Origin of the sequence: Methylobacter sp., from assembly GCF_036845245.1 — a bacterium.
In the GTDB taxonomy this organism is placed as follows: Bacteria; Pseudomonadota; Gammaproteobacteria; order Methylococcales; family Methylomonadaceae; genus Methylobacter_A.
Map to the genome: position 1 here is coordinate 1 of NZ_DAIUEH010000066.1, position 26,015 is coordinate 26,015.

The 26,015-nt window shown below is 45.7% G+C and carries 22 protein-coding genes; 15 read left to right on the forward strand and 7 right to left on the reverse strand.

The annotated features are described in order from the left end of the window. Positions 1–475: 475 nt before the first annotated feature. On the reverse strand, positions 476–4,207 hold the full coding sequence (locus V7051_RS21595; protein ID WP_333878601.1) for a HEAT repeat domain-containing protein: 3,732 nt from the start codon (positions 4,205–4,207) through the stop codon (positions 476–478). Between the two features lie 344 nt (positions 4,208–4,551). Here V7051_RS21595 and V7051_RS21600 point away from each other — a divergent pair, with 344 nt between their 5' ends. The 9 genes from V7051_RS21600 to trmL all read left to right on the forward strand — a co-directional run bounded on the left by V7051_RS21600 (position 4,552) and on the right by trmL (position 12,784). Beyond that, entirely contained in the window at positions 4,552–4,746 is a 195-nt protein-coding gene (locus V7051_RS21600) for a type II toxin-antitoxin system VapB family antitoxin (RefSeq protein WP_104425431.1), read from the forward strand. Continuing rightward, positions 4,743–5,132 (forward strand): type II toxin-antitoxin system VapC family toxin, encoded by a 390-nt coding sequence (gene vapC / locus V7051_RS21605; RefSeq protein ID WP_333878597.1) that lies wholly within the window; start codon positions 4,743–4,745, stop codon positions 5,130–5,132. Before V7051_RS21600 ends, vapC begins: the two co-directional genes overlap by 4 nt. Positions 5,133–5,475: 343 nt before the next feature. After that, on the forward strand, positions 5,476–5,685 hold the full coding sequence (locus V7051_RS21610; RefSeq protein WP_333878595.1) for an AbrB/MazE/SpoVT family DNA-binding domain-containing protein: 210 nt from the start codon (positions 5,476–5,478) through the stop codon (positions 5,683–5,685). Then, positions 5,685–6,110 (forward strand): type II toxin-antitoxin system VapC family toxin, encoded by a 426-nt coding sequence (locus V7051_RS21615; RefSeq protein WP_333878593.1) that lies wholly within the window; start codon positions 5,685–5,687, stop codon positions 6,108–6,110. Before V7051_RS21610 ends, V7051_RS21615 begins: the two co-directional genes overlap by 1 nt. Positions 6,111–6,113: 3 nt before the next feature. Next, positions 6,114–8,183: a carbon starvation CstA family protein gene (locus V7051_RS21620; RefSeq protein ID WP_333878591.1), complete on the forward strand. Its 2,070-nt coding sequence runs from the start codon at positions 6,114–6,116 to the stop codon at positions 8,181–8,183. Further along, positions 8,183–8,362, forward strand: coding sequence for a YbdD/YjiX family protein (locus tag V7051_RS21625; protein ID WP_333878589.1), 180 nt, complete (start codon positions 8,183–8,185; stop codon positions 8,360–8,362). The genes V7051_RS21620 and V7051_RS21625 overlap by 1 nt, the downstream gene beginning before the upstream one ends. 115 nt (positions 8,363–8,477) lie before the next feature. Beyond that, complete coding sequence (locus tag V7051_RS21630; RefSeq protein ID WP_333878587.1) at positions 8,478–9,719, forward strand: dicarboxylate/amino acid:cation symporter; 1,242 nt, start codon at positions 8,478–8,480, stop codon at positions 9,717–9,719. 84 nt (positions 9,720–9,803) lie between these two features. After that, positions 9,804–12,311, forward strand: a complete 2,508-nt coding sequence (locus V7051_RS21635) for a glycogen/starch/alpha-glucan phosphorylase (RefSeq protein ID WP_333878585.1) — start codon at positions 9,804–9,806, stop codon at positions 12,309–12,311. Positions 12,312–12,313: 2 nt separating this feature from the next. Beyond that, entirely contained in the window at positions 12,314–12,784 is a 471-nt protein-coding gene (gene trmL, locus V7051_RS21640; protein ID WP_333878584.1) for a tRNA (uridine(34)/cytosine(34)/5-carboxymethylaminomethyluridine(34)-2'-O)-methyltransferase TrmL, read from the forward strand. Between the two features lie 158 nt (positions 12,785–12,942). Here the strand turns inward: trmL and V7051_RS21645 are convergent, their stop codons facing one another. From V7051_RS21645 to V7051_RS21660, 4 genes are read right to left on the reverse strand one after another with little or no spacing between them, the layout of a single operon-like run. Further along, a complete protein-coding gene (locus V7051_RS21645) occupies positions 12,943–13,941 on the reverse strand; it encodes an NAD(P)H-dependent glycerol-3-phosphate dehydrogenase (protein ID WP_333878582.1) in 999 nt (332 codons plus the stop codon). Positions 13,942–13,972: 31 nt separating this feature from the next. Next, positions 13,973–14,440 (reverse strand): protein-export chaperone SecB, encoded by a 468-nt coding sequence (gene secB / locus V7051_RS21650; RefSeq protein ID WP_333878580.1) that lies wholly within the window; start codon positions 14,438–14,440, stop codon positions 13,973–13,975. A gap of 51 nt (positions 14,441–14,491) precedes the next feature. Next, complete coding sequence (locus V7051_RS21655) at positions 14,492–14,935, reverse strand: rhodanese-like domain-containing protein (RefSeq protein WP_333878578.1); 444 nt, start codon at positions 14,933–14,935, stop codon at positions 14,492–14,494. A gap of 40 nt (positions 14,936–14,975) precedes the next feature. Next, on the reverse strand, positions 14,976–15,290 hold the full coding sequence (locus V7051_RS21660; RefSeq protein ID WP_333878576.1) for an ArsR/SmtB family transcription factor: 315 nt from the start codon (positions 15,288–15,290) through the stop codon (positions 14,976–14,978). A 646-nt stretch (positions 15,291–15,936) separates the two neighbouring features. Here V7051_RS21660 and V7051_RS21665 point away from each other — a divergent pair. Together V7051_RS21665 and V7051_RS21670 are read left to right on the forward strand one after the other, a co-directional pair. Then, positions 15,937–17,037: a murein hydrolase activator EnvC family protein gene (locus tag V7051_RS21665; RefSeq protein WP_333878574.1), complete on the forward strand. Its 1,101-nt coding sequence runs from the start codon at positions 15,937–15,939 to the stop codon at positions 17,035–17,037. Between the two features lie 70 nt (positions 17,038–17,107). Next, positions 17,108–18,421, forward strand: a complete 1,314-nt coding sequence (locus tag V7051_RS21670) for a S41 family peptidase (protein ID WP_333878571.1) — start codon at positions 17,108–17,110, stop codon at positions 18,419–18,421. Between the two features lie 235 nt (positions 18,422–18,656). Here V7051_RS21670 and V7051_RS21675 read toward each other — a convergent pair whose 3' ends face one another. Both V7051_RS21675 and V7051_RS21680 read right to left on the reverse strand, forming a co-directional pair. After that, positions 18,657–19,109: a DUF934 domain-containing protein gene (locus V7051_RS21675; protein WP_333878569.1), complete on the reverse strand. Its 453-nt coding sequence runs from the start codon at positions 19,107–19,109 to the stop codon at positions 18,657–18,659. Further along, on the reverse strand, positions 19,096–20,748 hold the full coding sequence (locus V7051_RS21680; RefSeq protein WP_333878567.1) for a nitrite/sulfite reductase: 1,653 nt from the start codon (positions 20,746–20,748) through the stop codon (positions 19,096–19,098). The genes V7051_RS21675 and V7051_RS21680 overlap by 14 nt, the downstream gene beginning before the upstream one ends. A 204-nt stretch (positions 20,749–20,952) precedes the next feature. Here V7051_RS21680 and nhaD point away from each other — a divergent pair, with 204 nt between their 5' ends. The 4 genes from nhaD (at position 20,953) to V7051_RS21700 (ending at position 25,854) form a co-directional block, all read left to right on the forward strand. Continuing rightward, positions 20,953–22,260: a sodium:proton antiporter NhaD gene (gene nhaD / locus V7051_RS21685; protein ID WP_333878603.1), complete on the forward strand. Its 1,308-nt coding sequence runs from the start codon at positions 20,953–20,955 to the stop codon at positions 22,258–22,260. A gap of 156 nt (positions 22,261–22,416) precedes the next feature. Continuing rightward, positions 22,417–23,745: an AmpG family muropeptide MFS transporter gene (locus V7051_RS21690; RefSeq protein WP_333878565.1), complete on the forward strand. Its 1,329-nt coding sequence runs from the start codon at positions 22,417–22,419 to the stop codon at positions 23,743–23,745. A gap of 778 nt (positions 23,746–24,523) precedes the next feature. Then, entirely contained in the window at positions 24,524–24,724 is a 201-nt protein-coding gene (gene rpmE, locus V7051_RS21695) for a 50S ribosomal protein L31 (protein WP_006891794.1), read from the forward strand. 977 nt (positions 24,725–25,701) lie between these two features. Beyond that, positions 25,702–25,854 carry a hypothetical protein gene (locus tag V7051_RS21700; protein WP_333878560.1) on the forward strand — a complete coding sequence of 51 codons (153 nt, stop codon included), beginning with the start codon at positions 25,702–25,704 and terminating at the stop codon, positions 25,852–25,854. Positions 25,855–26,015: the final 161 nt, after the last annotated feature.

Consider the following 26,015-nt stretch of genomic DNA (forward strand, 5'->3'; position numbering starts at 1 on the left):
TCTCATCTTTAATACAGCATAAAAGGCTTCCGCCTTTCTTCATGACACACTAGCCCGTATGCAGCGTAGCGGAATACGGGATGATTGAAGTTTCGTAGGTTGGGCATGCTGTTTATGCCCGACAATCAGGTATGCTAATAATGCCGGGCAACGAAAAAGCTGTTGCCCGAACTACAGCCGGTTTGATCTGATAGCTTCCAGAATTAGTTTTCACTGCTTCATAACCGGGCTTTTTTGAAATGTTGCAGTTCGGCCAAAAGCGGTTAACCGTAGTAGGGCGTTTTCGCGCGAGCAAACCGCCAATCGACGCGCAGTATCCGATCAATTGGACATAAAAAATCCCGCTTGGAACATCCGACGAGCATCAAGTTCAAAGCGCCGTTCATGGCGGATTGCTGCGCGAATCCGCCTTACAGCGTTCAAAATTAGTTCCGTAATCGGGCAATGAAAAAACGGTTGCCAGACCCACGAGAAGCTATATTAGCCATTCCAGTTGCAAAGGTATTTCAAGCGCTATTTCTTGGTAATGTTGGCGAATGGCTTTGGGACTAAGGTTTAGTTGTTTTGCGGCTCGTTCTACTTGGTCTTTTGTAATGGCTTCTAAAGGATCTAGCCAAAGAGTCATGCTGCTATTGTCAAAATCGCGTAATAGCAATTTTCTTTTCACGTCTTGAAAGTTTTGTTCCGTTAAAAAACCAAGTGCGGCCCGACGGACATCTTCATGTTCATCTTGTAGGCAATTTGTTATCAGCAGGTAAGTTTCCGGCTGGTCTTGGTAATAATCATCCAAAGCCCAAACGGCAGCTTGGCGGACAGATTCATGTCTATCTTGCAAACACTGTGTCAACAACGGGTAAGTTTCCAGTCGGTCTTGATAATGTTCGGGCAAAACCCCAACGGCAGCTTGGCGGACAGACTCATGTCTATCTTGCAAGCACTGTGTTAACAGCGGATATATTTCGGGTTGATCTTGGAAATGTATAGCCAAAGCCCAAACGGCGGTCTGTCGGACAATTTCATGCCTATCTTGCAGACACTGTTTCAACAGTGGGTAAATTTCCGGCTGGTCTTGGTAATGTTCAGCCAAAGCCCAAACGGCAGATGAGGAGATATCAGCATACTCATTTTTCAGACATTGCATCAACAGCGTGTAGGTTTCTGGTTGGTTTTGGTAATGGCCAGCCAAAGCCCAAACTGCAGCTGAGCGAATATCTCCATAAGCATTTTGCAAACACTGTTTTAGCAACGGGTAGGTTTCCGACTGATTTTGGAAATGTGTAGCTAAAGCTAGAACGGCAGTTCGGCGGACGGTTTCATGTCGATCTTGGATGCACTGAGTTAACAGCGAGTAAATTTCCGGCCGGTCTTGGTAATGTTCAGCCAAAGCCCAAATAGCAGACTGTCGGACAATTTCATACTCATCTTGCAAACACTGTTTCAGCAGCGGATAAGTTTCCGGTCGGTCTTGGTAGCGTTTAGTTAAAGCTCTAACGGTAGCTAGTCGGACAGTTTCATGGTCATCTTGCAAACACTGTTTAATCAGTGGATAAGTTTCCGGTCGGTCTTGGTAACGTTCAGCCAAAGCTCCAACGGCAGCTTGGCGGGCAGATTCATGTGTATCTTGCAAACACTGTTTCAGCAGCTGATAGGTTTCCGGCCAATCTTGATAATGCTTAGCTAAAGTCTGTATACAAGTGCGGATACGGCTAGAGCTTTGTTCATCTACAGTTAATTGTTGTGCCAAAAAGCTTCTTATGGGTTTATTAAAGCAGCGCGCTAAGGCATCAAAGGCCATGTGTACAGTCAAACTGTCCTGGCTTTGAGTTAATGCCAGTAAGTCTTGTTGCAGTTCAATGTGGTCGGGCCAGACAGCCCCCACCATACGTCCAAAACAATAAGCGCCCGAATAGAAATTGACTTTTTTATTATCCAGTTTTATCCACCCAATGAAATCTTCACGTCCAACCCAATTTTTGCCTATACGCTCCACCGCCGGTAATGCATTTTTTTCAAACAATTCTTCAATGTCATCATCTATATAATCCTCCTCTATTTCAAACCATTTGCACAAACAAGCCAAGACTCGCTTGGAGGTATCGGCTATTTCGCTTAAATCCGAAACTTCGGCCAAACACTGTATAGCAAGTATTAATGCCTCGTTTTGCTCCCGATTCCCTGTTTCCTCAGGCAATATGGCATCAATTAGCAGTCCGGCAAATTTGGCGTCGATCATGCCGCAGATCAGGCGCAAAATTTCATGCCAGACGTCATCTTGATAATGTTCTAAAAACAAGGTCTTTAAATTGTCCTCCGATAACTCCTGTTTTTTCTCAAAACGTTGCACGATCTCGGCAGCACAAAAATATTCTAAAAAAGTTCTATGCACGAAGCCGTATGAATCGGCACCATAGAAACACAAAATAAAATTGCGAGTATGTAACTGCTCAATGATGGCCCGGCTTAGCTGCGTAGCTTTTGCGGATGATTGTTTCCATCGTTGGCTTAAGTAATCGGCTATGGCTTGTTGTAGTTCTTCGGTCTGGATCACGTTGCCGGATAAGCCGCTGGGGGCTTGCTGCATTTTTACCGCAATCCTCCGTAACAAATCTAACTTGTCGGTATCGAGCATAAAGTTGGAGTGGGAGTCAGTAATTTTATGTCCGGTAACATCCCAATGATGGCATAACACTTTTGCTGCATGTTCATATAACAATACTCTGTCACGCGGCAATTCCTGATGCTTGGCGATAATAGCGATAATGGTTAATAACAGCGGATTTCCCGCCAATTGAGCTATGGCGGGCGAGTGTTCAACGGCTAGTTGGATACGCTGCAGACGGTTAGTCACTTCTTGCGGGTGATCCTTGAACACCAGCTGATACCAGCCTTGGGCAAAAGCGTGAATTTGAGCTAACGACAAGTCCTGTAGTGTGTATTCGCTAAATCCGGCATGACGTAAAGCCGCGCCGTCAAAACCGATGATACGAGAGGTTACCAGGATTTTGGCTTTGGGATAATCGTTGGCGAAACCGATAATTTCCTGGGTTATTTTTTCGCGTTGGGCAAGGTCGAATATTTCATCCAGTCCATCGAACATGACCAAGGCAGAACGGTTTTTTAATTGGTTTTTCAATTCCAGATGATTGAGCGCGTAGCCTTCCGATTTGCCGAGGTAATGGAAGTAATCCAAAAAATTATCGCAGTGCTTGCCAGTGACTGCCGCGATATAGGAACGCAGCTCAATCAATAACGGCAAATGCCCTTTTAACGGCTCCAGCCAAGCATCATTTTGGGGCGGATTTAAACAGCTAAGCAATAAATAGCGTACCAAGCTGGATTTACCTGAGCCAGGATCGCCTAATACGATCAGTTTGTGCCGGGCGAAAATATTTAAAACCGGTTTTGAGCTTTGTTGCACCCAGTTTTCTTGAAGCCGCGCAAACTCATCGGTACGAAAGGCTTCCGACGAGTCTTTGATTTCATCTTGATTTTGCAATTGCTGCCAGCGTTCTTTGGGTAATTCGCTGGGCGGTCGGCTTTCTTTGACAGTTTGCGGCATAAACACATCTTGCAGCATTAGCCGGGTGTCATTGTCATCCCGTGTTGGCGGTGTTAATGCCGATAGATCAAGGACTTTGTAACGTTCGGTCAAACGGGTTTTGTATTGATCCAAATCAAAGTCCGGCCAAGCACCACGCAGGGCTTGTAAATAATTGGCGGAGTCTTGGCTTAATTGGGCAAGGTAAAGGCTGCGTAAATCGGGCGAGACGATACTTTGTTTTTGTACACGTTTGACATACAAATTGCAGATTTGCTGTATGTCAAAGTCTTCCGGCAAGGCTTGCAGGTCAAGTTCTTGCCAGCGTTTTTGCAACAGCTCGCTGTTAAGTTGATAGTGGCTCCCCGTGTCGCTTAATGGTTTTAATAACTCTTCGGCAACTTGTTCATTTTTAACATAGCACTCTAAATCATGATTATAGTGTTGGAAGAAATCCCGCAAGGCTTGGTCTTCATAATCCATCGCTGCAAGACTTTTCATGACTGATAGCAGCCATTGTTCACAAAGATCTTCAATACAAATCTGAATTTGTGCTTGCTGGGCTTTATTGTTTTGGTGGACTGATAATTTCTTACTCAGAAATGTAGAGCTCAAGCTACCGGCTATCTTAACGGCAGTTGGTTTTAACAAAGTCGTTTCAATTAGCATGTTGTGTCCTTGGGTTAACATTTAGTTATTTGGATGGGTAAGAGGCTATCGACCAGCTCACAGCAGATTTTGTAATAAGGAAAAAAACAATAAAGGCCAGGCTCAATTGATTTTAAGTACCGGATTAACGAAGTAAGCACCTAAACTCGAAAGGTGTTCGTAAAAGAACTTAATCGACATGTTGTTTAGCGGATAGTCTACGGCGCTAAAGACAGTTTGCCAATGGCTGTTGGTTTAAACGACAAAGAAATTGCTGGAAATTCTGGTTCTAGTGAAATTGAATCAGGGTATTGTATATGTTCTAATGTGTATCATTTATAAATTCCTTACACAAGGATAGCCCGATGCGAACCAATATAATCATTGACGACACCTTAATGGCCGATGTTTTAAAAGCGACGGGGGCAAAATCCAAGCGCGAAGCGGTAGAGCTTGGTCTAAAAACCTTATTGATGTTGAAACAGCAAGAGGGCATCAAAGCCTTTAAAGGTAAATTAAAATGGGAGGGCGATTTGGAGCAAATGAGGACTGATCGGTGATTCTGGTCGATTCCAGTGTTTGGATCGATTACTTCAACGGCACGGAAACGCTGGCAACCAAAAAATTGGATAGCTTACTGGGTGTGCAGCCGGTATGCACCGGGGATTTGATTCTGGCGGAAGTGCTGCAAGGGTTTAAATTAGACCAGGATTACCAAGCCGCAAAAAACTTGCTTTGCTCCCTGCCTGTCCACGCCATGTTGGGCGTAACTCTAAGCTTAAAAAGTGCCGAAAATTTCAGAAACTTGCGCAAACAAGGCATTACGATCCGAAAAACTATCGATACGATGATTGCTACCTTCTGCATTGAAAACGAATTGCCGTTATTGCATTCAGATAAAGATTTTCAACCCTTTCAGCAATTTTTAGGTTTGCAGGTCGTATAAAACCAGATGAACAAAAATTTGTCTAGTTCCCACGCGCTGAGTCACTGCCATTAAGTTAAGGATGAACAGTTCCTCTCCCTCAGGGATGCCTGCATGGATGCAGGTAGTAGAGCAATGCAGGAGCAATTGCCGAGAAGGTTAAGATGAGGGGCAAATAAAGCTTTTTCCTAACTTAATGGCAGTGACTCAGCGCGTGGGAACGAGGTCGGAAACAAAGTTCTCTTCGTCCATTTACGACACCCAAGCAAATCCGTCTTAACAATCAAACCAATGCTTGCTTCAATCCTGAGTAGCCTCTATGATTTTACTTTCACTCGATCGATAGCATCACCACAAGGTAAGTATGATTTCAGCTAAATTATCCAGCAAATTCCAATTGGCAATACCTAAGGCTATCCGCGATCAACTTGATCTAAAAGCGGGTCAACAGTTTATCCTGATCGCTAAAGGCGACATTATTGAGCTGGTTCCGGTTCGCTCTTTAACAGCGGCCAGGGGCAGTTTTAAAGGCAGCAACCCAAATAATTATAGGGATCATCAGGACAGGATCTAATGGCCGGTCTGGTTGATACCTGCGGCTGGATAGAATGGTTAACTGACGGCCAGTTAGCGGATGACTTTGAGCTCTATCTGGCCGATCCAGCTGAATTGATCGTCCCCACTACGTTGCAATTTGAACTCTATAAATGGGCAAAGCGGGAAAAAAGCGAGGTTGAGGCTCTGGAAGTTATCGCTCTAACCGAACAAGGGCAGGTTGTACCATTAACTACCCGCCTGTCTCTGTATGCGGCAGACCTGGCTTTGCAACATCGATTATCTTTTGCCGATGCAATTATTTACGCTTCCGCAAGACTGGTTGATGTGCCGCTGATAACGGCGGATGATCATTTTAAGGACTTACCGGAAGTCATTTATTTCTCAAAAAACGGCCAACCGGTTAACGCCGATACAAAAACATCAACAATAAAAAGAAGCTGACTGATGAACAATCTACTGAAAAATTCCATTTGGGTACTGATCGCCGCGCTCGGTGCGGCAGCCGTCGGCGGTATTGCTTTAAACCGCGGGGAGAACATCAACACGCTTTGGTTTATAACCGCCGCTTTGTGCGTGTATGCCATTGCTTACCGTTTTTATGCGACATGGATTGCCGTGACGGTGCTGGCGGTTGATGAGACGCGGGCGACACCGGCCGAACGTTTGGATAACGGCCGCGATTTCGTGCCGACCAATAAGTGGATCGTGTTCGGCCACCATTTTGCGGCGATAGCCGGGCCTGGGCCGTTGGTGGGTCCGACTCTGGCCGCGCAGTTCGGCTATTTGCCGGGAACGCTGTGGATTTTGTTCGGTGCGGTGCTGGGCGGTTGCGTGCAGGATATGGTGACGCTGTTTTTGTCGACCCGGCGCGATGCCAAAAGTCTGGGGCAGATGGCGCGCGATGAGTTGGGCGCATTGGGCGGTACGGCGGCGCTGATCGCCACCTTTGCAATCATGATCATCCTGATTGCGGTGTTGGGGCTGGTGGTGGTCAACGCAATGAAACACAGCCCGTGGGCGACGGCTACGGTGTCGGCGACGATTCCGATTGCGATGATTGTCGGTCTATACATGCGCAGTTTCCGTCCCGGCCAAGTGCTGGAGGCTTCGGCGTTAGGCGTGATTTTACTATTGCTGGCCGTGGTCGGTGGCGGCTGGATCGACCATAATGAAACTTTGCGTGTCTGGTTCGATCATGAAGGCTTGATGCTGGCGTGGTGGGTGATGGCTTACGGTTTTGCCGCTGCTATTTTGCCGGTTTGGTTGTTGCTGGCGCCGCGCGATTATCTGTCGACTTATGTAAAGTTGGGCACGATTACTTTGCTGGCGGTTGCGATTATCATGCTGCAGCCGACCGTGAAGATGCCTGCGTTGACGCAGTTCATCGACGGCACCGGGCCTATTTTCGGCGGCAAGCTGTTCCCGTTCGTGTTTATTACCATCGCTTGCGGAGCGATTTCCGGTTTTCATTCGCTGATCGCGTCCGGCACCACGCCGAAATTGCTCAGCAACGAACGCGATATACGCATGATCGGCTACGGCGGCATGTTGCTGGAATCCTTTGTGGCGATCATGGCGATGATGGCCGCGACAGTGCTTGATCCGGGCGTGTTTTTTGCGATCAACAGCCCGGCGGGCGTGGTCGGTAAGGAAGCTGTCGATGCGGTTGCCAAAATTTCTTCGTGGGGCTTTCCGGTCACGGTTGACCAGATGCAGCTTCTAGCCAATCAAATGGGCGAGGCGACGCTGTTTGCCAGAACCGGCGGCGCGCCGTCTTTAGCGGTCGGCATGGCGAGTATTTTCGGCAGCGCGTTCGGCGAGAGCATGCTGGCTTTGTGGTATCACTTCGCGATCATGTTCGAGGCGATTTTTATATTGACCACGCTGGATGCCGGAACTCGTGTCGGCCGCTTCATGTTGCAGGACATGCTCGGTAATATATGGCCGAAACTGGGCGAGACTTCGTGGACACCGTCGGTGGTTTTGACCAGCGCTCTGGTCGTGTCCGGCTGGGGCTATTTCCTTTATATCGGCGTGATCGATCCGAACGGCGGGGTCAATATTTTGTGGCCGTTGTTCGGTATTGCCAACCAAATGCTGGCCGCGATTGCGCTGTGCGTGGCGACCGGTATTCTGGTTAAGTCCGACAAATTCAAATATGCCTGGGTGACCGGTTTGCCGTTGGTGTGGCTGGTGACGATAACCAGTTCGGCGGCATGGGAGAAAATCGCCAGCGACAATATCCGCATCGGTTTCTTTTCAGCGGCCAATGATCTGGCCGACAAGCTGGCGGCAGGCGTGTTGCCGCCGGAGAAAGCGGCTGTTGCGCCGCAGTTGATCTTTAACCAGCATTTGGACGGCTGGCTGACCTTGTTTTTTGTCGTTTTGTTATGGCTGATCGTATTCGACATGCTGCGCGTTTGCAGCCGTTATCTGGCCGGAAAACCGGTGCTGCCGCTGGCCGAAGTGCCGCATTGTCCGAGCCGTCTGGTTGAAGAGTGGGTGAGGGATTGATGTTAAGTAGACTGAAAGCGTTTTGGCGTGTGGTGCGGCGCCTTTCCGGGGATGATGCTTATGAGCGCTATTTGCAGCACCATGCAGAACATCATCAAGCCGATACGCCGTTAAGCAAAGAGGCGTTTTTCAAGCAATGGCAGGATGAAAAGTGGAATGGGATTAAGCGGTGTTGCTAATTGGATAGAGGCTTTTATCCACCACGAAGGCACGAAGAACACGAAGCTTTATCTCTTCGTGTTCTTCGTGCCTTCGTGGTGAAATATTTAAAATTTTAATAAGGCTCTTTAGTTTATGACGACTCACACCCAGCCCCCCAATCGCCAGACTCTTTATGTCGCAGTAGCTCTGGTGCTCGGCATCATTGTTGGCGAACTGCTTAACCTGACGCTGGCTGGAACTGAAACAATGAAATCGGTCATTGCTATATTTTCCGCACTGACCGATATTTTCCTGCGCCTGGTCAAGATGATAATCGCGCCGCTGGTTTTTTCGACGCTGGTGGTGGGCATGGCCAAAATGGGCGACATTCAGACCGTCGGACGGGTCGGCCTGAAGGCTATGTTGTGGTTTTTTTCGGCGTCGATATTCAGCCTGTTGCTGGGCATGTTATTGGTCAATGGCTTTGAGCCGGGCAGTTCTCTGCACATGGCTCTGCCCGAGGCCGGAGCAAAGACCGGATTGCCGCAGGTTACGCCGACACTGGGCAATTTTGTTTCGCACATGTTCCCGAAAAGCATCATCGAAGCTATGTCGAGCAACGAGATTTTACAGATCGTGGTGTTCTCGATGTTCTTTGGTGTAGCTTGCGCTTCGTTGGGCGAATTGGCGCACCCGACCGTCAAGTTGCTCGATTCATTGACGCATATCATGTTGAAAGTCACCGGCTATGTGATGCATACCGCTCCGGTTGCTGTGTTTTCGGCGGTGGCTTCGGTCATCGCGCAGAACGGCATCGGCGTGTTGCTGTCTTACGGCCGGTTTATCGGGGAATTTTACTTCGGGCTGTTGCTGCTGTGCAGTACGCTGGCTTGCGTCGGTTTTTTATTTCTGGGGCATAGAATCTTGTCTTTGATACGCCACATTCGCGAACCGATGCTGCTGGCTTTCGGTACTGCCAGCAGCGAAAGCGCTTACCCGAAGCTGTTGCAACAACTGGAACGCTTCGGTTGCGATGAGAAAGTCTGCGGCTTGGTGCTGCCGCTGGGTTATTCGTTCAACCTTGATGGCAGCATGATGTACATGACCTTTGCCGTGCTGTTTATCGCCCAGGCTTACGGTATCGACATGGCGCTGGGCGACCAGATGATTATGTTGCTGACCCTGATGTTCACCAGCAAGGGCGTGGCTGGCGTGCCCAGGGCCTCGTTAATCGTCATTGCCGCGACATTATCGATGTTTCATATCCCTGAAGCCGGGTTGCTGTTATTGTTGGCTGTCGATCAGGTTCTGGATATGGGCCGTAGCGCAACTAATGTATTCGGCAACAGCATCGCCGCCGCACTGGTAAGCCGATGGGAAAAAGCTTTGCGATAGATTTATTCCGGCAAAGGAATGTTTTGGCTAAATAAAAAAAAGTAGTTAACATCAACTTAATATCAACTTTGTAGTTTAGAAAATATGCCGCATAGAAGCTTTAAAACCAGTAAACCAAAAGCCACAATTACCATGCTTCCCGATTTGGGCATGGACGAACAGCACCTTGTCGCCGATTTCAAACGTTATTACAGTCATCGTTTAGGCCGGGATGAACACAATACGTCGCCGCATTATGCCTATGAAGCGCTGTCGATGGCTATTTGCGACCGGCTGATTGAGCGCTGGAAAAAAACTTACAATACTTATAAAGAGACGGATTGCAAGAGAGCCTACTATCTGTCGATGGAATTTTTAATGGGCCGCACTTTAAGTAATGCGATGCTGAATCTGGGCCTTAATGAAGCGGTTGAGCAGACCATGTATGATTTGGGTCTTGAACTTGAAGAGCTGGTTGAAAGCGAGCCGGATGCCGGTTTGGGCAACGGCGGCCTGGGTCGTTTGGCGGCCTGTTTTATCGACAGTTGCGCAACATTGCAGCTGCCGGTGACCGGCTACGGTTTGCGTTATGAATACGGGATGTTTTCGCAGGATATTGTCAATGGCGAGCAGGTCGAAAAGCCGGATCATTGGTTGCGTAACGGGAATGTGTGGGAAATTGAACGGCCTGAATATACGTTTAGGATTAAATTTGGCGGACATACCGAATCGCATATTGATGAAATCGGTAATAAAAGAACTCGCTGGATAGAGACGCAGGATGTGCTCGCGGTTCCTTACGACACGCCGATTCCCGGATACCAGAACGGCACGGTCAATACTTTGCGATTATGGAAAGCCACGGCGACTGAAGAGTTTAATTTACAGGAGTTTAATGCCGGTGATTATGCGGAATCGGTAGCGGCAAAAAATACCGCTGAAAATATCACCATGGTGTTGTATCCGAATGACGCCAATGAAAACGGAAAAGCATTGCGTCTGCGTCAGCAATACCTGCTTGCTTCGGCCAGTTTGCAGGATGTGATCAGCATTTGGGTCGGTCGTCACGGCAATAATTTTTCCCATTTTGCGGCAAAGAATACGTTCCAGTTAAACGACACCCATCCGAGTATAGCGGTAGCGGAATTAATGCGCCTGTTATTGGATGTCCATGGTTTGGTCTGGGATGATGCCTGGGCGATTACCCGTAAGACGATGGCTTATACTAACCATACCCTGTTGCCGGAAGCGCTGGAACGGTGGTCGGTTAACCTGTTTAAACAGTTGTTGCCGAGGCTGATGGAGATTATCTTCGATATTAATGCCCATTTTATGGCCGAAGTTTCCGCGCACTGGCCCGGCGATACCGGCCGATTAACCCGCATGTCTATTATCGAAGAAGGCAACGAGCAATACGTCAGAATGGCTTATCTGGCAATAGTCGGCAGCTATTCGGTTAACGGTGTCGCGGCGTTACATTCAAAATTATTGCAGCAAGGCTTGTTTCGGGATTTTTATGAGTTCTGGCCGGGCAAATTCAACAATAAGACCAATGGCGTTACCCCGCGTCGTTGGCTGGCAGCATGTAATCCGGAACTGGCCGAACTGATCACCGCAACGATAGGCAATGGCTGGCTGACCGACTTGTCGTTGCTAAAGAAGCTTGAGCCTTACGCTGATGATAAGAAGTTCCGCAAGCGCTGGCATGAAATCAAGCAAAGTGCGAAACAAAAGCTGATCGATTTCAAGAAGCTTGAACATGATGTCGATTTTAACGTTGACGCCATTTTTGATGTACAGGTCAAGCGCGTTCATGAATATAAACGCCAGTTGTTAAACGTATTGCATGTCATTCATCTGTATGACCGTATCAAGCGCGGCGATACTGCAAACTGGACGGACCGTTGCGTATTGATCGGAGGTAAAGCTGCGCCGGGCTATTACATGGCGAAAAAAATCATCAAGCTGATCAATAATGTTTCTAGCGTCATTAATTCCGATCCTGATGTGGGCCGAAAATTAAAACTGGTGTTCCTGCCTAATTACCGGGTTTCCGCGATGGAGAAAATATGTCCGGGCGCCGATCTTTCCGAGCAGATTTCAACTGCCGGTAAGGAAGCTTCGGGCACCGGCAATATGAAGTTTATGATGAACGGTGCGCTGACTATCGGTACTCTGGACGGTGCCAATATCGAAATCCGCGAAGAAGTCGGGGATGAGAATTTTTTCCTGTTTGGCTTGACCGAAGAGCAGGTTGAAGAAATACATCATCACTATGATCCTAATGCCATCATCAATCAGGATGAAGAATTGCATAGGGTTATGAATTTGCTTGAGTGCGGGCATTTTAATCAATTCGAGCCGGGCATTTTTGATGATGTTATGGCGTCAATAAGAAGCCCGCATGACCCCTGGATGACGGCAGCCGATTTCCGCAGCTTCATTGATGCACAAAAACGTGTAGAAGCAGCTTATAAGGATCAGGATCACTGGACTAAAATGAGCATTTTAAACTGTGCAGGTAGCGGTAAGTTTTCTACCGACAGAACCATCACCAACTATAACGACGAGATTTGGAAATTAACGCCGGTCAGCATCGATAATAATTTCTAAGCATGTTTCATATCGTTTTGTTTGAGCCGGAAATTCCGGCTAACACCGGGAATATTATCCGGCTTTGCGCTAATACCGGCATGCAGTTGCATTTGATCAAGCCGTTGGGTTTTGAATTGGATGACAAGAAATTGCGCAGGGCAGGGCTGGATTACCATGAGTGGGTCGCGGTAAAAGAGCATGATTCATTGGCTGATTTTGTAAATAGTATTAAGCCGGGACGGATTTTTGCGCTGACTACAAAAGGTACACAAATCTATAGTGAGGTGAGCTTTCAGTCGCAGGATGCTTTTTTGTTCGGCCCTGAGACGCGCGGTCTGCCAGTAGATGTTTTGGCTGACTTAGGATCAGAGAGGTGTTTGTACTTGCCGATGCAGGCGGAAAGCCGGAGCCTGAATTTGTCCAATACAGTTTCTATTGTTCTGTATGAGGCTTGGCGGCAGCTGGGTTTTGCCGGGGCAGCAGTAAAATAGCTATAAAAATGATCACCACGAAGAGCACAAAGAAATAAAACTTCGTGCTCTTCGTATCTCGGCAATTGCTCCTGCATTCCTCACAGGGATGTGAGGAATGCAGATTTTGCATAGAGCAAAAATCTGTTCATGTAGTCGTTCGTGGTGAATAAAAGTCTCTACGACTCGGCTTTCTGTTCGCGAGCCAGCAGGTTTTGTACAGCTGCCAGTGGCGCCAAACCTTCATATAACACCTTGTAGGTTTGTTCGGTAATCGGCATGTCTATACCGTATTTTTTAGCGAGTAAAAAAGTTTCTTTTGCCGCTGAAATGCCTTCGATTTCCTGGCCGATTTCCTGTGTAGCTGCCGTTGTATCTTTACCTTGCCCTAAAGCCAAGCCAAAACGCCGGTTTCTGGATTGGTTATCGGTGCAGGTCAGAACAAGGTCTCCCAAACCTGCCAATCCCATAAATGTTTCCTGCTTACCGCCAAGTTTGACGCCGAGACGAATGATTTCATTGAGTCCCCGTGTAATCAGCGCTGCTCGGGTATTGGCGCCAAAACCAAGCCCATCGGCAATGCCGGCAGCGATAGCCATGACGTTTTTTACTGCGCCGCCGACTTCTACGCCGATCAGGTCCGAGTTGGTGTAAGTTCGAAAGCGCTCGCTATGCAGTATGTCGGCCAGAAGACCAGCAAAATCCGGCTGGAATGAAGCAATCGTGATGGCGGTCGGTAGGTCGGCAGCTACCTCTGCGGCAAAGCTGGGGCCTGAAAGCAAGGCCGCCGGGGTTCGCACGGAAAATATATCCGTGACTACCTCGTGAAGTAAGGAGCCGTCATCCGGATTAAAGCCTTTGGTTGCCCAGGCTATTTGTACGTCGCTGGATAAATGCGTTTTGAGTCTAAGTAATGTATCTTTAAATGCATGACTGGGGACGGAAACCAGCATCAGGCGGCAAAAACCGGCGACTTCAGCCAGGTCGGAAGTAACGGTGAGGTTTTCAGGGAAAATCAGGCCGGGTAAATAGTGTTTGTTTTCCCTATCTTGTACAAGTAACGCCATATGTTGGGGATTGTGTCCCCATAATAGCGTTTGGCAACCATTTCTGGCTGCCAAAATTGCCAAAGCCGTTCCCCATGAGCCTGCGCCCAGGACGGCTATTTTTTTATTCATCAAGTGAACCTTTCGACAAGCTCAGGACAGGTTAATTGATGGTTTCGGAACCAGGCGTTTGTTGCGCTTGTAGTAGATGCTGAGAGAATAAGGCGTCGAAATTTACCGGGGCTAAAAGCATCTGCGGAAAGCCGCCTCTTGTAACGAGGTCGGAAATAGCTTCTCTTGCGTAAGGAAACAAAATGTTGGGGCAGAAACTGCCAAGCATCGGTCCCATTTCCGTATCTGTGAAACCGCCTAAAGAAAAAATGCCCGCCTGATTGACTTCAACAAGATAGGCTGTCGTATCGCCGTTTTTAACGGTGATGGTCACTGCGAGGGCTACTTCGTACATTGAGTTTTCTAAAGGCAAAACATGGGTGCCCAGATTAAAATCAACGGAGGGCTCCCATTTTTCGGTAAATACTTTAGGCGAGTTAGGCGTCTCAAAAGATATGTCTTTGGTGTAAATTTTTTGTATGGAAAATTGTTTTTCTACAGCGTTGGCTTCTTCGGTCATGATGGATTTCTATAAGTAGGGTTTGATGTGATGGTTATGTCCAAGCACGATTTAGCTTTTGTGCTTACCGGTCGATTTTATAGGTAATTTGTAGTCGTTTTCCCAGGCTTGCATACCCCCGGTAATAACGAAAACCTGCTCGAAACCTGCTTTGGTCAATATTTTTCCGGCCGATGCTGAGCGGGTTCCTGTTTGGCAGGCAATAAGGACAGGTTTGTTTTTGTGCGTTTCCAGTTTTGACAGGTGAGCGGGTAAGTTGCCTAGTGGCGTGTTGATTGCGTTTTCAATATGCCCTTTAAGAAATTCGTCCGGCTCGCGAACATCGATAACGATGGTATCGCTATCGTTCATTTTGGCGACAGCCAGTAAAGGAGAAACGGCAGAGAACTTTTTGAATGCAGTATCGAATAATTCCTGGATTAACAAATAAGTAACTACTGCCAGAGCGAGAGATAATATGTAGTGGTTTAAAATGAATTCTAGATAACGGTCCATGGATGAGTTTGTAAAGTTAAGTGAATGGAGAAAAGATAGATTAGTGGCTGGAGCAGAAGACATCCCGCATCATTTTAATAAGCAACAGCATACGGGCATCGTCAATAAAGTAATAAACACGGTTGGCCTGCTTTTTAGAGCCGAGTATGTTTTTTTCTCTGAGAATTGCCAGATGCTGGGAAATATTGCTCTGACTGGTGCCAACCTGATCGACAATTTGTTGTACGCACATTGAATCAGTGCCCAGAACGCATAATATTTTTAAACGCAATGGATGTGACATTGCCTTTAAGCAGAGAGCTGCTTTGGCTATTTCAGCATCGTTGTACAAATTTTGCGGATTTTTAATTTTCATTAGGTCTGCTTAATATTTCTGGTTTATTCAATGTGATTAAAAAGAACCCGTGAAGAATTATTTATACACAACTGTTGTCAACGTGTATTAATATAATGGCTACTTGATTAGGTAGTTGGTATGCTGCCAAAACACGAAAAACCAGTGAATCTGGCAAAATAATACATCACTACGGCCATTTTTGGTAATGAAGAATAAAATAGCGTGCTAAGTCGTTTATTTTGCATGGAAAGTGATAGAGCGAATTTTTTTAGTATCGGGAGATAAATTTAAAGATGTTAAATCGACCAAAGCCGTTGGTATTGCTGATCCTTGGCGGATTCGGTTGTATGTTGGACGAAGAATACAATGCTATTGCAATAGCACCTTATTGGGATCAGTTACAGAAAGATGGCCCCATGACTCTGCTTAGTTGTTCCGGCTTGTCGCATTTGGCTCCAATAGTATTGGCAATGTTAGGGGTTGAGCAACCCATGGAAATGACTGGTCGATCTCTAAATCAAAATTGTTTAATCTGTGGATGAGAAAGAAGTTGGTTTTTTGCTTTTTGCTAAGTGCATTCGTTCATCAAGGGAATGCGGAAATTTCGGAAAGAAACGAAGAGCTAAGTGAAGTTCAATCGGGTATTAAAGCGGCCGGTCAAAATATGCAGCGAATTCAACTGCAAAAAAATACTTTAAACGCGCAGTTGAGTGAAGTTGAGAAGCTCTATGGACGGACGGCTACTTTATTAAAGACATTGCAAGGCCAGGTTGAGCAAAAACGTCAGAATCTGAGTAAGATTCGGGAAGAAAAACAAAATCTTCAGGATGAGGTCGCTAAACAGAACAATGAATTAGCGGGTCAAATTAAAGCTGCCTACGCGATGGGGCAAAAGGAACAATTGAAGCTGCTGCTTAATCAGCAAGATCCTGCATTATCCAGTCGAATGCTGGTGTATTACGATTATCTTAATAAGGCTCGGCTGATAAAGCTGGCCGGCATTTCGGAGTCTATGCAGCATCTGGATCGGCTTGGTAAGCAACAGCAGCAGGAAACCGAGCTTTTAGAGAAAAGTCTTGAGCAAAAGAAATCAGAACAGATAGCGGTAGACGGTGTTAGAAAACGAAGAGCTGAATTGCTGACGCAATTAAAAGCCGACTTTTCTTCAAATGAACAGCAAATAATTCACTTGAAAGAAAGTGAAAATAAGCTGAAAAATCTGGTATCTTCATTGCAAAGATCGACTAATGATCTGACTTTTGAAGTTGAGCAAACAAAAAAGCTGCACAAGGTTGTTGGGGGTCCATCCGATGAACCTGCCAAAGACTTACCGGATTCCAAGGATGAATTTTCTAAACTTCAAGGAGACTTTTCTTCGCTTAAAGGCCAATTGCCTTGGCCTGTCAAAGGACGATTGGCGAATAGGTTCGGTAGTGCGCGGGCCGAGAGTACTGAGAGTATCTGGGACGGAGTGTTAATTGACGCTAGTGAAGGAACGGAAATACGTGCGATTACCAGCGGGAAAGTGGTGTATTCTGATTGGCTTCGCGGTTATGGCTTGTTGATTATTATTGATCACGGCAAGGGCTACATGACTCTTTATGCTTTTAATCAGAGTTTATATCGGCAGGTTGGTGAGTGGGTGGATGTTGGCGAGGTCATCGCTTCTGTTGGACAAAGCGGTGGTCGCAGTCATTCCGGATTGTATTTTGGAATACGCAACAAAGGTAAGCCGGTTGATCCGCTTGAATGGTGCCGAAAGTAATCGGGATCAAGTTAGTTAACTGTTCAATGGCCATGTTTTAGGAAATCGAGTGTTTGGAGTTTTAAGATACATGTTAAAAAAGAAAAATATTTTCATTTTGTCCTTAGGGATTATGTTGGGTGTTTTTATGGGCATCTGCGGCAGTGTCTTTGCCGAACGGGATAATATTGATCCTGTAGCTGATACAGCGGAAGCTCTGCCTTATGAGGACTTACGAACATTCACTGAAATTTTTGGACGAATTAAAAGGGATTATGTAGAACCCGTTTCTGACAAAAAGTTATTGGAAGATGCCATTCGAGGTATGTTAAGCGGGCTTGATCCTCATTCCGCTTATTTGGCTGCTGATGAATATCAGGAATTAAAAGAAGGCACAACCGGTCAGTTCGGAGGCTTGGGCATTGAAGTTACGATGGAAAACGGCTTTGTTAAAGTGGTTTCCCCTATTGATGACACCCCGGCTCAGAGAGCAGGTATTAAAACCGGAGATCTGATTGTCAGGCTTGATGATCAACCGGTAAAAGGCATGGCCTTGGCTGATGCCGTCAAGCTGATGCGTGGCGAGCCGGGAAGCAAAATTTTACTGACTGTTGTTCGTGAAGGGGTGGAAGCTCCTTTGAAAATATCCATAACCCGGGACGTCATAAAAGTTAAAAGTGTAAAAAACCGGATGCTGGAAAAAGGTTATGGTTATGTACGGATTAGCAGTTTTCAGTCTGGAACGGGGGAAAGCCTTAAAGAGGCCCTAACCGCGTTGAAAAAAGAAAACGGAGGCAATCTAAAGGGCTTAGTGCTTGATTTAAGAAATAACCCGGGCGGAGTGTTGAATGCGGCTGTTGAGGTAAGTGATGCTTTTATAAAGAGCGGTCTTATTGTTTATACTGAAGGGCGTATTGAAAATTCGGAAATGCGCTTTAATGCGGCTCCTGATGACCTTATCGACGGTGCGCCTATGGTCGTGTTGATTAATGCCGGTTCCGCCTCAGCTTCGGAGATTGTAGCGGGAGCTTTGCAGGATCAAAAGCGCGCTGTGATTATGGGCGAGAAATCATTCGGTAAAGGTTCGGTCCAAACTATATTGCCAACCAGTAACGGTGCGGCAGTTAAGCTGACAACAGCCCGATACTATACGCCTTCAGGCCGCTCTATTCAGGCAGAGGGTATTGAGCCGGATATCGCTTTGGCTCGCGTTAAGCTGGAGTCATTGGAAAAAACGGAATTCAAGCCGGTCAAGGAAGCCGATCTGTCGCGTCATTTGCAAAACGGCAAAAGTAAAGAAGAGCTGGAGGCTGTGCAGGACAAAGAGAAAGAGACTTTGGAAAAAGATTATCCTCTGTATCAGGCGCTGACTTTGTTAAAAGGCATCAGTATCATTAAAAAATAAGCTTTAGCTTAATAGCAGTAATAAAAAAACCCGGACTCCCAGCAAACAATTTTGTTTGCTGGGAGTCCGGGTTTTTTATGCTGCGTTATTAATAAAGAGGTAATGTTTTTTGCAAATAAAGCATGGCGATATACTGTCGTTTTCAAGCATGCATCAGTTCGGTAGGATGGGTGGAGATGGTTATGATGGGTTTCGGCTACGGCCTCTACCCATCCTACGTCACCATGATTGCGGATTAACGGATCGACTTTTGATAATTGACGGTGAAGTCATTCAGCGTGGAGAGAGCTACAGGCAGGTCTTCTGTTTTCTCAAGACTAAACGCATTAACGCCTACGCGCGATAGATAAAATACCTGATCCGGCATGAAGTGGCCTGTTGCCCTGATTTCGCCTTGATAGTTATAGCGCCCCCTCAGCAGCCATGCATGAGAGAAAATGCGGCCATCGGCAAAGGCCGGAAAGTCCAGTTCAATTAACTGGATGTCTTTCAAATCAGCGGAGATGTCTTCAACTGCATCCGCAGGTCCGATTCTGACTCCTACCTTTCCGTTAGACTGAAGCAATTGTTGCTTGTCTTTTTTCCAGCGGGCTAATGAAACACTGATATCGCCATTTTTCAGTTCGGCATCATCAGCCACATAACTCCAGTTGTCATTAATAATCTGTTTGTCTTTAATTATTTGCATAGACTTGCTCTTTGAATGGGTTGATGCCAACGCGTTTTACCGTGTCCAGAAAAGGCTCGTCATCCAAGCGTTGCTCGATATAAACATCCAAAATGGTAGTGATTGCTTTGGTGACTTGATCTTTAGCAACGGCTGGACCCAGTCGTTCGCCTATAGCTGCTTCGTTTTCAGAGGAGCCACCCAAGGTCAATTGATACCATTCAGCGCCTTTTTTATCGACGCCAAGTATGCCGATATGACCTACGCTTTGATGCGCACAGCCGTTCATACAGCCGGACATGTTGATTTTTACATCGCCAATGTCATGGAGATAGTCCAAATCATCGAGAGCGTCATTGATTTCCTTCGCAACACTGATTGAGCTGGCGTTGGCGAGTGAACAAAAATCGAGGCCGGGGCAGCAAATCATATCGGTTGCAGTGCCGATATTGGGTGTGGCTAGTTTCAGTTCGTCAAGTTGTTGCCACAGCGAAAATAAATCAGCCTGTTTCACGTCAGCAAGAATCAGGTTTTGTCTGTGCGTGCTTCTGATTTCACCAAAGCTGTATTGGTCAGCCAAATCGGCAACGGCGTCAAGTTGTGTATCGGTCATATCGCCAGGAGGTGAATCCGGCGCTTTTAATGAAACGAAAACGGCGCGATAGCCGGCTATTTTATGATCGGCAGTATTGTATTTGATCCAGGTGGCGAACGCTTTGTTTTCGAGTTGATGCTGTTCGAAGCTGTTATCTTGCCTAGCATCTGTTTCATAAGCAGGTGGTGTAAACTGAGTTTTTATAGCATCAATATGATCGGCGCCAAGCTCAAGGTCATCCCTGATTAACAGCCATTCATTTTCGACCAATTCGGAGAATTTCTCCATGCCTGATTCTTTTACCAGGATTTTAATACGAGCTTTATATTTGTTATCGCGGCGGCCAAATAGGTTGTATATCCGCAGTATGGCTTCCAGGTAAGACAACAGATGTTTCTTTTCCAGATAAGGTTTGATTACTTGTCCTATGATGGGCGTACGACCTAGGCCGCCACCGACGAGCACTCTAAAGCCGATTTCTCCTGCGTCATTTTTAACCAGATGTAGGCCAATATCGTGAAATTGAGTGGCTGCACGATCAAGTTTTGCACCGCTGACAGCAATTTTGAATTTACGAGGCAAATAGGCGAACTCGGGATGAAGCGTAGTCCATTGCCGGATAATCTCGCAATAAGGGCGGGGGTCTTCAATTTCGTCGATACAAACGCCGGCCAAGTGATCCGATGAGGTGTTTCTAAGACAATTGCCGCTAGTTTGAATGGCATGCATTTGGACGCTGGCCAATTCTTCGAGAATATCGGGGATTTTTTCCAGTTGAGGCCAATTAAACTGAACATTTTGCCGGGTTGTGAAATGACAGTAGTTTTTGTCATAGGTTCGGGCAATATGAGCTAGTTTACGAAGTTGTTTGGAATTAAGCAGGCCATAGGGGCCTGCTATTCGTAACATTGGAGCGTGAGTTTGAATGTAGACACCATTCATTAAGCGCAAGGCGCGAAATTGGTCATCTGAAATTTGGCCTTTTAAAAAGCTTTCGGTTTGCCTTCTAAATTGGGCTACTCGTTGTTCAATGAGTGATTGGTCTTTGTCGTTATACTGATACATAAATGAGCGCTTAGTGCATGTCCAGGCGAGTAATTACAGCCAATAATCATATACTGTGGGTCTTAAAATGACAAAGGTTATTGTATGGTGCTAATATTGTCCGTTAAATTTTTGGTATTTTTGATCAGTTATAAATGTTAGGGGGTTATCTTGGTTCGGTCATTGTTTGTCTTGTTATCTTTATTGTTATTGCCTGGAATGGCGATGGCGGGTGGTTTTGAAAGTCTCGGTTTGACGGGAACAGAGCGGGGTATTTATACGGTTCTGATCTTTATTATTGCTTATGGCTTTGTTATGACGGAGGAGTTTACTCATCTGCGTAAGTCTAAGCCGGTCATTTTGGCGGCTGGTATTATTTGGGCGAATGCCGCTGTTTTGGCTGCTCAAGCGGGTGTTTCCGTCGAGGATATGCATGAAGCTTTTGAATATAATTTGAAAGAATATGCAGAGTTAATGTTATTCCTGCTGGTTGCCATGACTTATATTAATTCAATGGCGGAGCGTAACGTATTTGAAGCATTACGTTCCTGGTTGGTAAGAAAACAGTTTGGCTATCGTAAGTTGTTTTTGATTACCGGCATTATTACGTTTTTCTTGTCCTCTGTGGCCGATAACTTGACGGCGGCTTTATTGGTCGGTGCGGTAGTGATGGCGGTAGGGGCGGATAACCCGAAGTTTGTCAGTATCGGTTTTGTTAATTTAGTCGTCGCGGCTAATGCAGGGGGGGCGTTCTGTCCTTTCGGCGACATTACAACCTTGATGGTTTGGCAAGCTGAGTACGCTGAATTTTTTGATTTCTTCAAGTTGTTTATTCCATCAGCAGTGAATTACGGTGTGCCAGCGGCGGTAATGTATTTTGCTGTGCCCGACGAGCAACCAAAAACCTCTAATGAAGCGGCAGTGCAATTGAAGCCAGGTGCGATTGTAATTTGTGTAATGTTTTTACTGACGATCGTTACAGCAGTAAGCTTTAAGCAAGCTCTGCATTTGCCTCCATTTATGGGAATGATGGTTGGTCTTTCTGCGTTGATGCTTTACGGTTATCGTTTGAAAACAAATTATTCTGTTGAAGGCGAAGAAGGATTTGATATTTTCAATAAAGTGCGTCATGCGGAATGGGATACCTTATTGTTTTTCTTTGGTGTGGTATTTGCGGTCGGCGGTTTAGGTTATATTGGCTATCTTGAGCTGTTGTCCGGCGCGATGTACGATGGTTTAGGTGCGACAACCGCGAATATTTTAGTGGGTGTAATTTCGGCGATTGTTGATAATATTCCTGTTATGTTTGCGGTGTTGAATATGAATCTTGATATGGATTTATATCAGTGGTTACTGGTGACGTTGACTGCGGGTGTTGGTGGTTCGTTGTTGTCCGTTGGTTCAGCTGCAGGTGTGGCATTAATGGGGCAATCTGACCATAAATATACATTCTTCAGTCACTTGAAATGGACGCCAGCGATTGCCGGTGGTTACGTAGCAAGTATTGTTGCTCATTATCTGATTAATGGTTGATAGCTCAAGTAAGCACTGCACTCCTTGTGTAGTGCTCGATAACTTCTCTAGAAGAGAGTCTACTTTCTGCATAATCCAAATGGATAGGGTGAATGCAGATAGTTGTAGAGCAATCAATACATCTGTTTGTGCAGTCGCGTTTCTCGGGTAAGGTTAATGGCTGAGAATAAAAGTTGGCGGTCAGCCTTTTCAATTTACGTTCAGCCGCGAGTGCGCGGCATGATATTCCTTGGTTTTTCCGCTGGGCTTCCTTTTTTATTGGTTTTTTCGACATTATCAGCATGGCTAAGAGATGAGGGTGTGGAGAGATCGGTTATAGGTTTTTTTAGCTGGATCGGGATTACCTATTCAATTAAGGTTTTTTGGGCTCCTGTCATTGATAGGCTGTCGTTGCCATTCCTAACTAAATTTTTAGGTAAAAGACGCGGTTGGATGTTGCTAGCACAGCTGGGAATTGTTGTCGGTCTTATTGGTATGGGAAGTTCGGATTCGCACAGCCAATTGCAGCAAATTGCCCTTTTTGCAGTGTGGGTGGCGTTTTGTTCAGCTACGCAAGATGTTGTTATTGATGCTTATCGCATCGAATCAGTGAGTCCTGAATATCAAGGTGCTATGGCGGCGACCTATGTATTGGGCTATCGAATTGCCTTGCTGGTGGCGGGTGCGGGGGCTTTTTATATAGCAGATTATGCCAGCTGGCAAATGGCTTATTTTATAATGGCAATTGCCATGTCAGTAGGTCTGATAACGACCCTTTGCCTTAAAGAGCCAGAACATAAGTATTTTGACGAGCGGTTGGACAAAAATGTTGCTGTAAAACATCGGAATGTTTGGCGGCGGTTGGCGACAAGTTTCGTGGATGCAGTATTGAATCCCTTCGTAGAGTTTTTTGCGCGTAACGGCAAGCTCGGTTTATTGATTTTAATGCTTATTGCAGTTTATAAAATGAGCGACATCACTATGGGTGTTATGGCAAACCCGTTTTATCTTGATTTGGGCTTTAATAAAAAAGATATCGCGGACATTAGTAAAGTTTTTGGCTTTTTTATGACTATTGCTGGTGCGGCAATGGGTGGGGTGCTGGTTGTTAGGTATGGGATTATGCGTCCTCTGCTGCTAGGTGCGGTTATGGTGGCTACTACTAATCTCCTGTTTGCTGTTTTGGCGGTTAGCGAGCCCAATTTATTATTGTTAGCGGTTGTTATAAGTGCCGATAATTTAAGTGGTGGTATCGCGACATCGGTGTTCATCGCTTATCTTTCCAGTTTAACCAGTACCGCATACACTGCCACGCAATATGCGCTATTCAGTTCGCTGATGACTTTGCCTGCTCAGCTATTAGGGGGCTTTTCGGGAATTGTTGTAGATAGATATGGTTATACTGTCTTCTTTATTTATGCGTCAACAGTGGGCTTGCCGGCAATTGTGTTGGTGCTTTTATTGATGCGCTATCAAAGCCGCTCTAGAGCGAGCTATAGTTCATGATGAGTGGGGAAGTCGCTCATCTTTAAGGAACGGATGCTGTACTTGTTTCTACTTTAATCCAGGGTTGATTATTTGATAATCAATATGTTAGCTTGCGTTCTTTATCCGGGATTGTCCTCTTTGACATGCATATTGTTCGGCTTCTCTATTAAAGGGTTTAAATACGTTTATCATGGTTTCTTCTGGTCTTTAGCAAATAATCGTCCTTCTTTCGGGTAAAAAAATCTGAATTCTTTTGATTGCCTTGCTGGTTTTCTAAGGCAATTTCTTTGTGAGCTATGTTCACATCGCCGCAGATTATGTGGCTACGGCTATTTTGGCAAGTATTTCTGTAAATAAGGCGTGAACTTTTTCATGAATTTAACTTTATAGCTTGTCGTCTTTCTTCTGATAAACTGCAAAAGGCAAGTAAGCGAGATAATACTTAGGCCGCCAAATTGAGCCTCAATTAAAGTGACCTTATCTAAATTTTTTGTTAGCTTGATAAAATCTTACCAGGCTGTTTCTTTACAAGATGAGGCCGCTTCCCTGCTATAGCTTTTTTTATATCATGGTAAGGCAGTGATAATTTGCAGGCTAAAAAGATCAAAGCTAAATTAGTGCAGTGGTTTTTTTCTGTATCAAGATAAAGAAATCCTTGTGCTTTACGGAGTGGATACTGTTCGAATCTAAAGTAATAATACGTATAAATTGAGTTGCGAGCTTTTAATAAAATATGTATTATATGGGGTTCTTTAAATAAAGTATGTAGCCCGTTTATGGGTAATGTGAAAGTGATATGAAACCAGAAATTCATCCAGAATATAAGCAAATTACTGTGACTTGTGGTTGCGGTAATAAATTTGAAACCGGTTCTGTATTAGGTAAGGATTTGCAAGTTGAGGTTTGTTCTTCATGCCATCCTTTTTATACAGGAAAACAGCGTGTTGTTGATACAGCGGGGCGCGTTGATAAATTCCGTAAAAAATACGGCAAATAAATTTTTGTGGATTCTTGCTTGGATAATTGGTCCTTGCACTGTTGCAAAATGTTCGTTATGCCCGGAAAGTTCAGCAGATAAGAGGATTGGTGCTTTTTGATGTGTATGTAAACAAAAAGATAGATTGATCCGTTTTTATTTTGCATTGTAGTCAAAAAGCAGAAAGCCAGTGCAGCATTGTGGCACTGGCTTTCTGCTTTTTTGCTTGTTAGATTTTTAGTTGTCTTCGGCGGTGCTTGTTATTCTTAGGATTCCATATTCTTTTGGGGTTAAAAAATGGCTTTTGAGTTAGGGGGTGATATAGAATTCTCTCCCCCCCCTTTCTGATGTGGTTTAAAATGCGCTGCCAATTCTTAACTGGCGTAATGGGGAGTCCGAAATGAATAATAGCGTAATGGGTTGAGGCATAGGGAGGCGCTGATTAAATCTCCCTATATGGGATAATATTGCTACCCATTTAGAATGGCCCAATATCGCATGACCTAAATCAAACCGGTTTTGCAGGGCTCGAATATAGCCACAAAAACGCCTCACAAGAAGGCCGGGGAGTCGCTATTTTTGCGAAAGCTTTTATGGGCCTCCCAGCCCAACAAGCGGCAAAAATTACGCGACCGCTAATGCCTGCGGCTGCCCCAGCCGTCCTGGTCACTCGATCGCTACCCAACAAGGGGTAGCTCACATGCTCTCCAATGACTCGACGCGATTTCGGAAAGCCTGCATTTTCACTTCGCAAGCTGCGTGAAAACACATGCACTATCGCTTCTGGGGACTACTCGACTCCTGTCTCGCAGCGGAAGTGTTTTTGAACGAAATATAGAGCAAAAATTGAGCTGGCTTATCCCACTACAGGTCGGCGCGGTTGTCAACCCATAGCCTCTTCCAGTACTAAATGAGTCTGAAGGGGCCCCGTATTTCTAACGGGAAATGAGTCTGACAACCGCTTAAATCTCGTTCATAATAAAAGGATGAAACCTATCATGAACATAAAAGACCTCAATAGCATAGAACAACTGGAACAGTTTTTAACCGGTAGTCAATGCGTCGCCTTTCTGGTCGCCAGTAGCGCGGATGAGTGTTATCAAGGCATACAGCGCACACTGGTTAAAATTCAGATACCCGTATCTAAATAAGCGTTCGATAGGTGTTGTGGTGCGTTTTCTGGTTAAAATCACCGGTTATTCAAGGCAACAGATCACTCGTCTGATTAAGCAGTACCGTGCACCGGAAAGATTGAATGGCAACAGCGCGCTTATCAAGGTTTTGAACGTCTGTATACGGCTGAAGATATACG

Bases quoted from the DNA above. Each gene is read 5' to 3' on its own strand.
- V7051_RS21660 (WP_333878576.1), bottom strand. From the start codon at position 15,290: ATGAAAATTAAAAATCCGCAAAATTTGTACAACGATGCTGAAATAGCC.
- trmL (WP_333878584.1), top strand. From the start codon at position 12,314: ATGTTTCATATCGTTTTGTTTGAGCCGGAAATTCCGGCTAACACCGGG.
- V7051_RS21620 (WP_333878591.1), top strand. From the start codon at position 6,114: ATGAACAATCTACTGAAAAATTCCATTTGGGTACTGATCGCCGCGCTC.
- V7051_RS21655 (WP_333878578.1), bottom strand. From the start codon at position 14,935: ATGGACCGTTATCTAGAATTCATTTTAAACCACTACATATTATCTCTC.
- secB (WP_333878580.1), bottom strand. From the start codon at position 14,440: ATGACCGAAGAAGCCAACGCTGTAGAAAAACAATTTTCCATACAAAAA.
- nhaD (WP_333878603.1), top strand. From the start codon at position 20,953: ATGGCGGGTGGTTTTGAAAGTCTCGGTTTGACGGGAACAGAGCGGGGT.
- V7051_RS21680 (WP_333878567.1), bottom strand. From the start codon at position 20,748: ATGTATCAGTATAACGACAAAGACCAATCACTCATTGAACAACGAGTA.
- V7051_RS21665 (WP_333878574.1), top strand. From the start codon at position 15,937: ATGCAGCGAATTCAACTGCAAAAAAATACTTTAAACGCGCAGTTGAGT.
- V7051_RS21610 (WP_333878595.1), top strand. From the start codon at position 5,476: ATGATTTCAGCTAAATTATCCAGCAAATTCCAATTGGCAATACCTAAG.
- V7051_RS21700 (WP_333878560.1), top strand. From the start codon at position 25,702: ATGAACATAAAAGACCTCAATAGCATAGAACAACTGGAACAGTTTTTA.
- V7051_RS21635 (WP_333878585.1), top strand. From the start codon at position 9,804: ATGCCGCATAGAAGCTTTAAAACCAGTAAACCAAAAGCCACAATTACC.
- V7051_RS21625 (WP_333878589.1), top strand. From the start codon at position 8,183: ATGTTAAGTAGACTGAAAGCGTTTTGGCGTGTGGTGCGGCGCCTTTCC.
- V7051_RS21595 (WP_333878601.1), bottom strand. From the start codon at position 4,207: ATGCTAATTGAAACGACTTTGTTAAAACCAACTGCCGTTAAGATAGCC.
- V7051_RS21670 (WP_333878571.1), top strand. From the start codon at position 17,108: ATGTTAAAAAAGAAAAATATTTTCATTTTGTCCTTAGGGATTATGTTG.
- V7051_RS21675 (WP_333878569.1), bottom strand. From the start codon at position 19,109: ATGCAAATAATTAAAGACAAACAGATTATTAATGACAACTGGAGTTAT.
- rpmE (WP_006891794.1), top strand. From the start codon at position 24,524: ATGAAACCAGAAATTCATCCAGAATATAAGCAAATTACTGTGACTTGT.
- V7051_RS21630 (WP_333878587.1), top strand. From the start codon at position 8,478: ATGACGACTCACACCCAGCCCCCCAATCGCCAGACTCTTTATGTCGCA.
- V7051_RS21615 (WP_333878593.1), top strand. From the start codon at position 5,685: ATGGCCGGTCTGGTTGATACCTGCGGCTGGATAGAATGGTTAACTGAC.
- V7051_RS21645 (WP_333878582.1), bottom strand. From the start codon at position 13,941: ATGAATAAAAAAATAGCCGTCCTGGGCGCAGGCTCATGGGGAACGGCT.
- V7051_RS21600 (WP_104425431.1), top strand. From the start codon at position 4,552: ATGCGAACCAATATAATCATTGACGACACCTTAATGGCCGATGTTTTA.
- V7051_RS21690 (WP_333878565.1), top strand. From the start codon at position 22,417: ATGGCTGAGAATAAAAGTTGGCGGTCAGCCTTTTCAATTTACGTTCAG.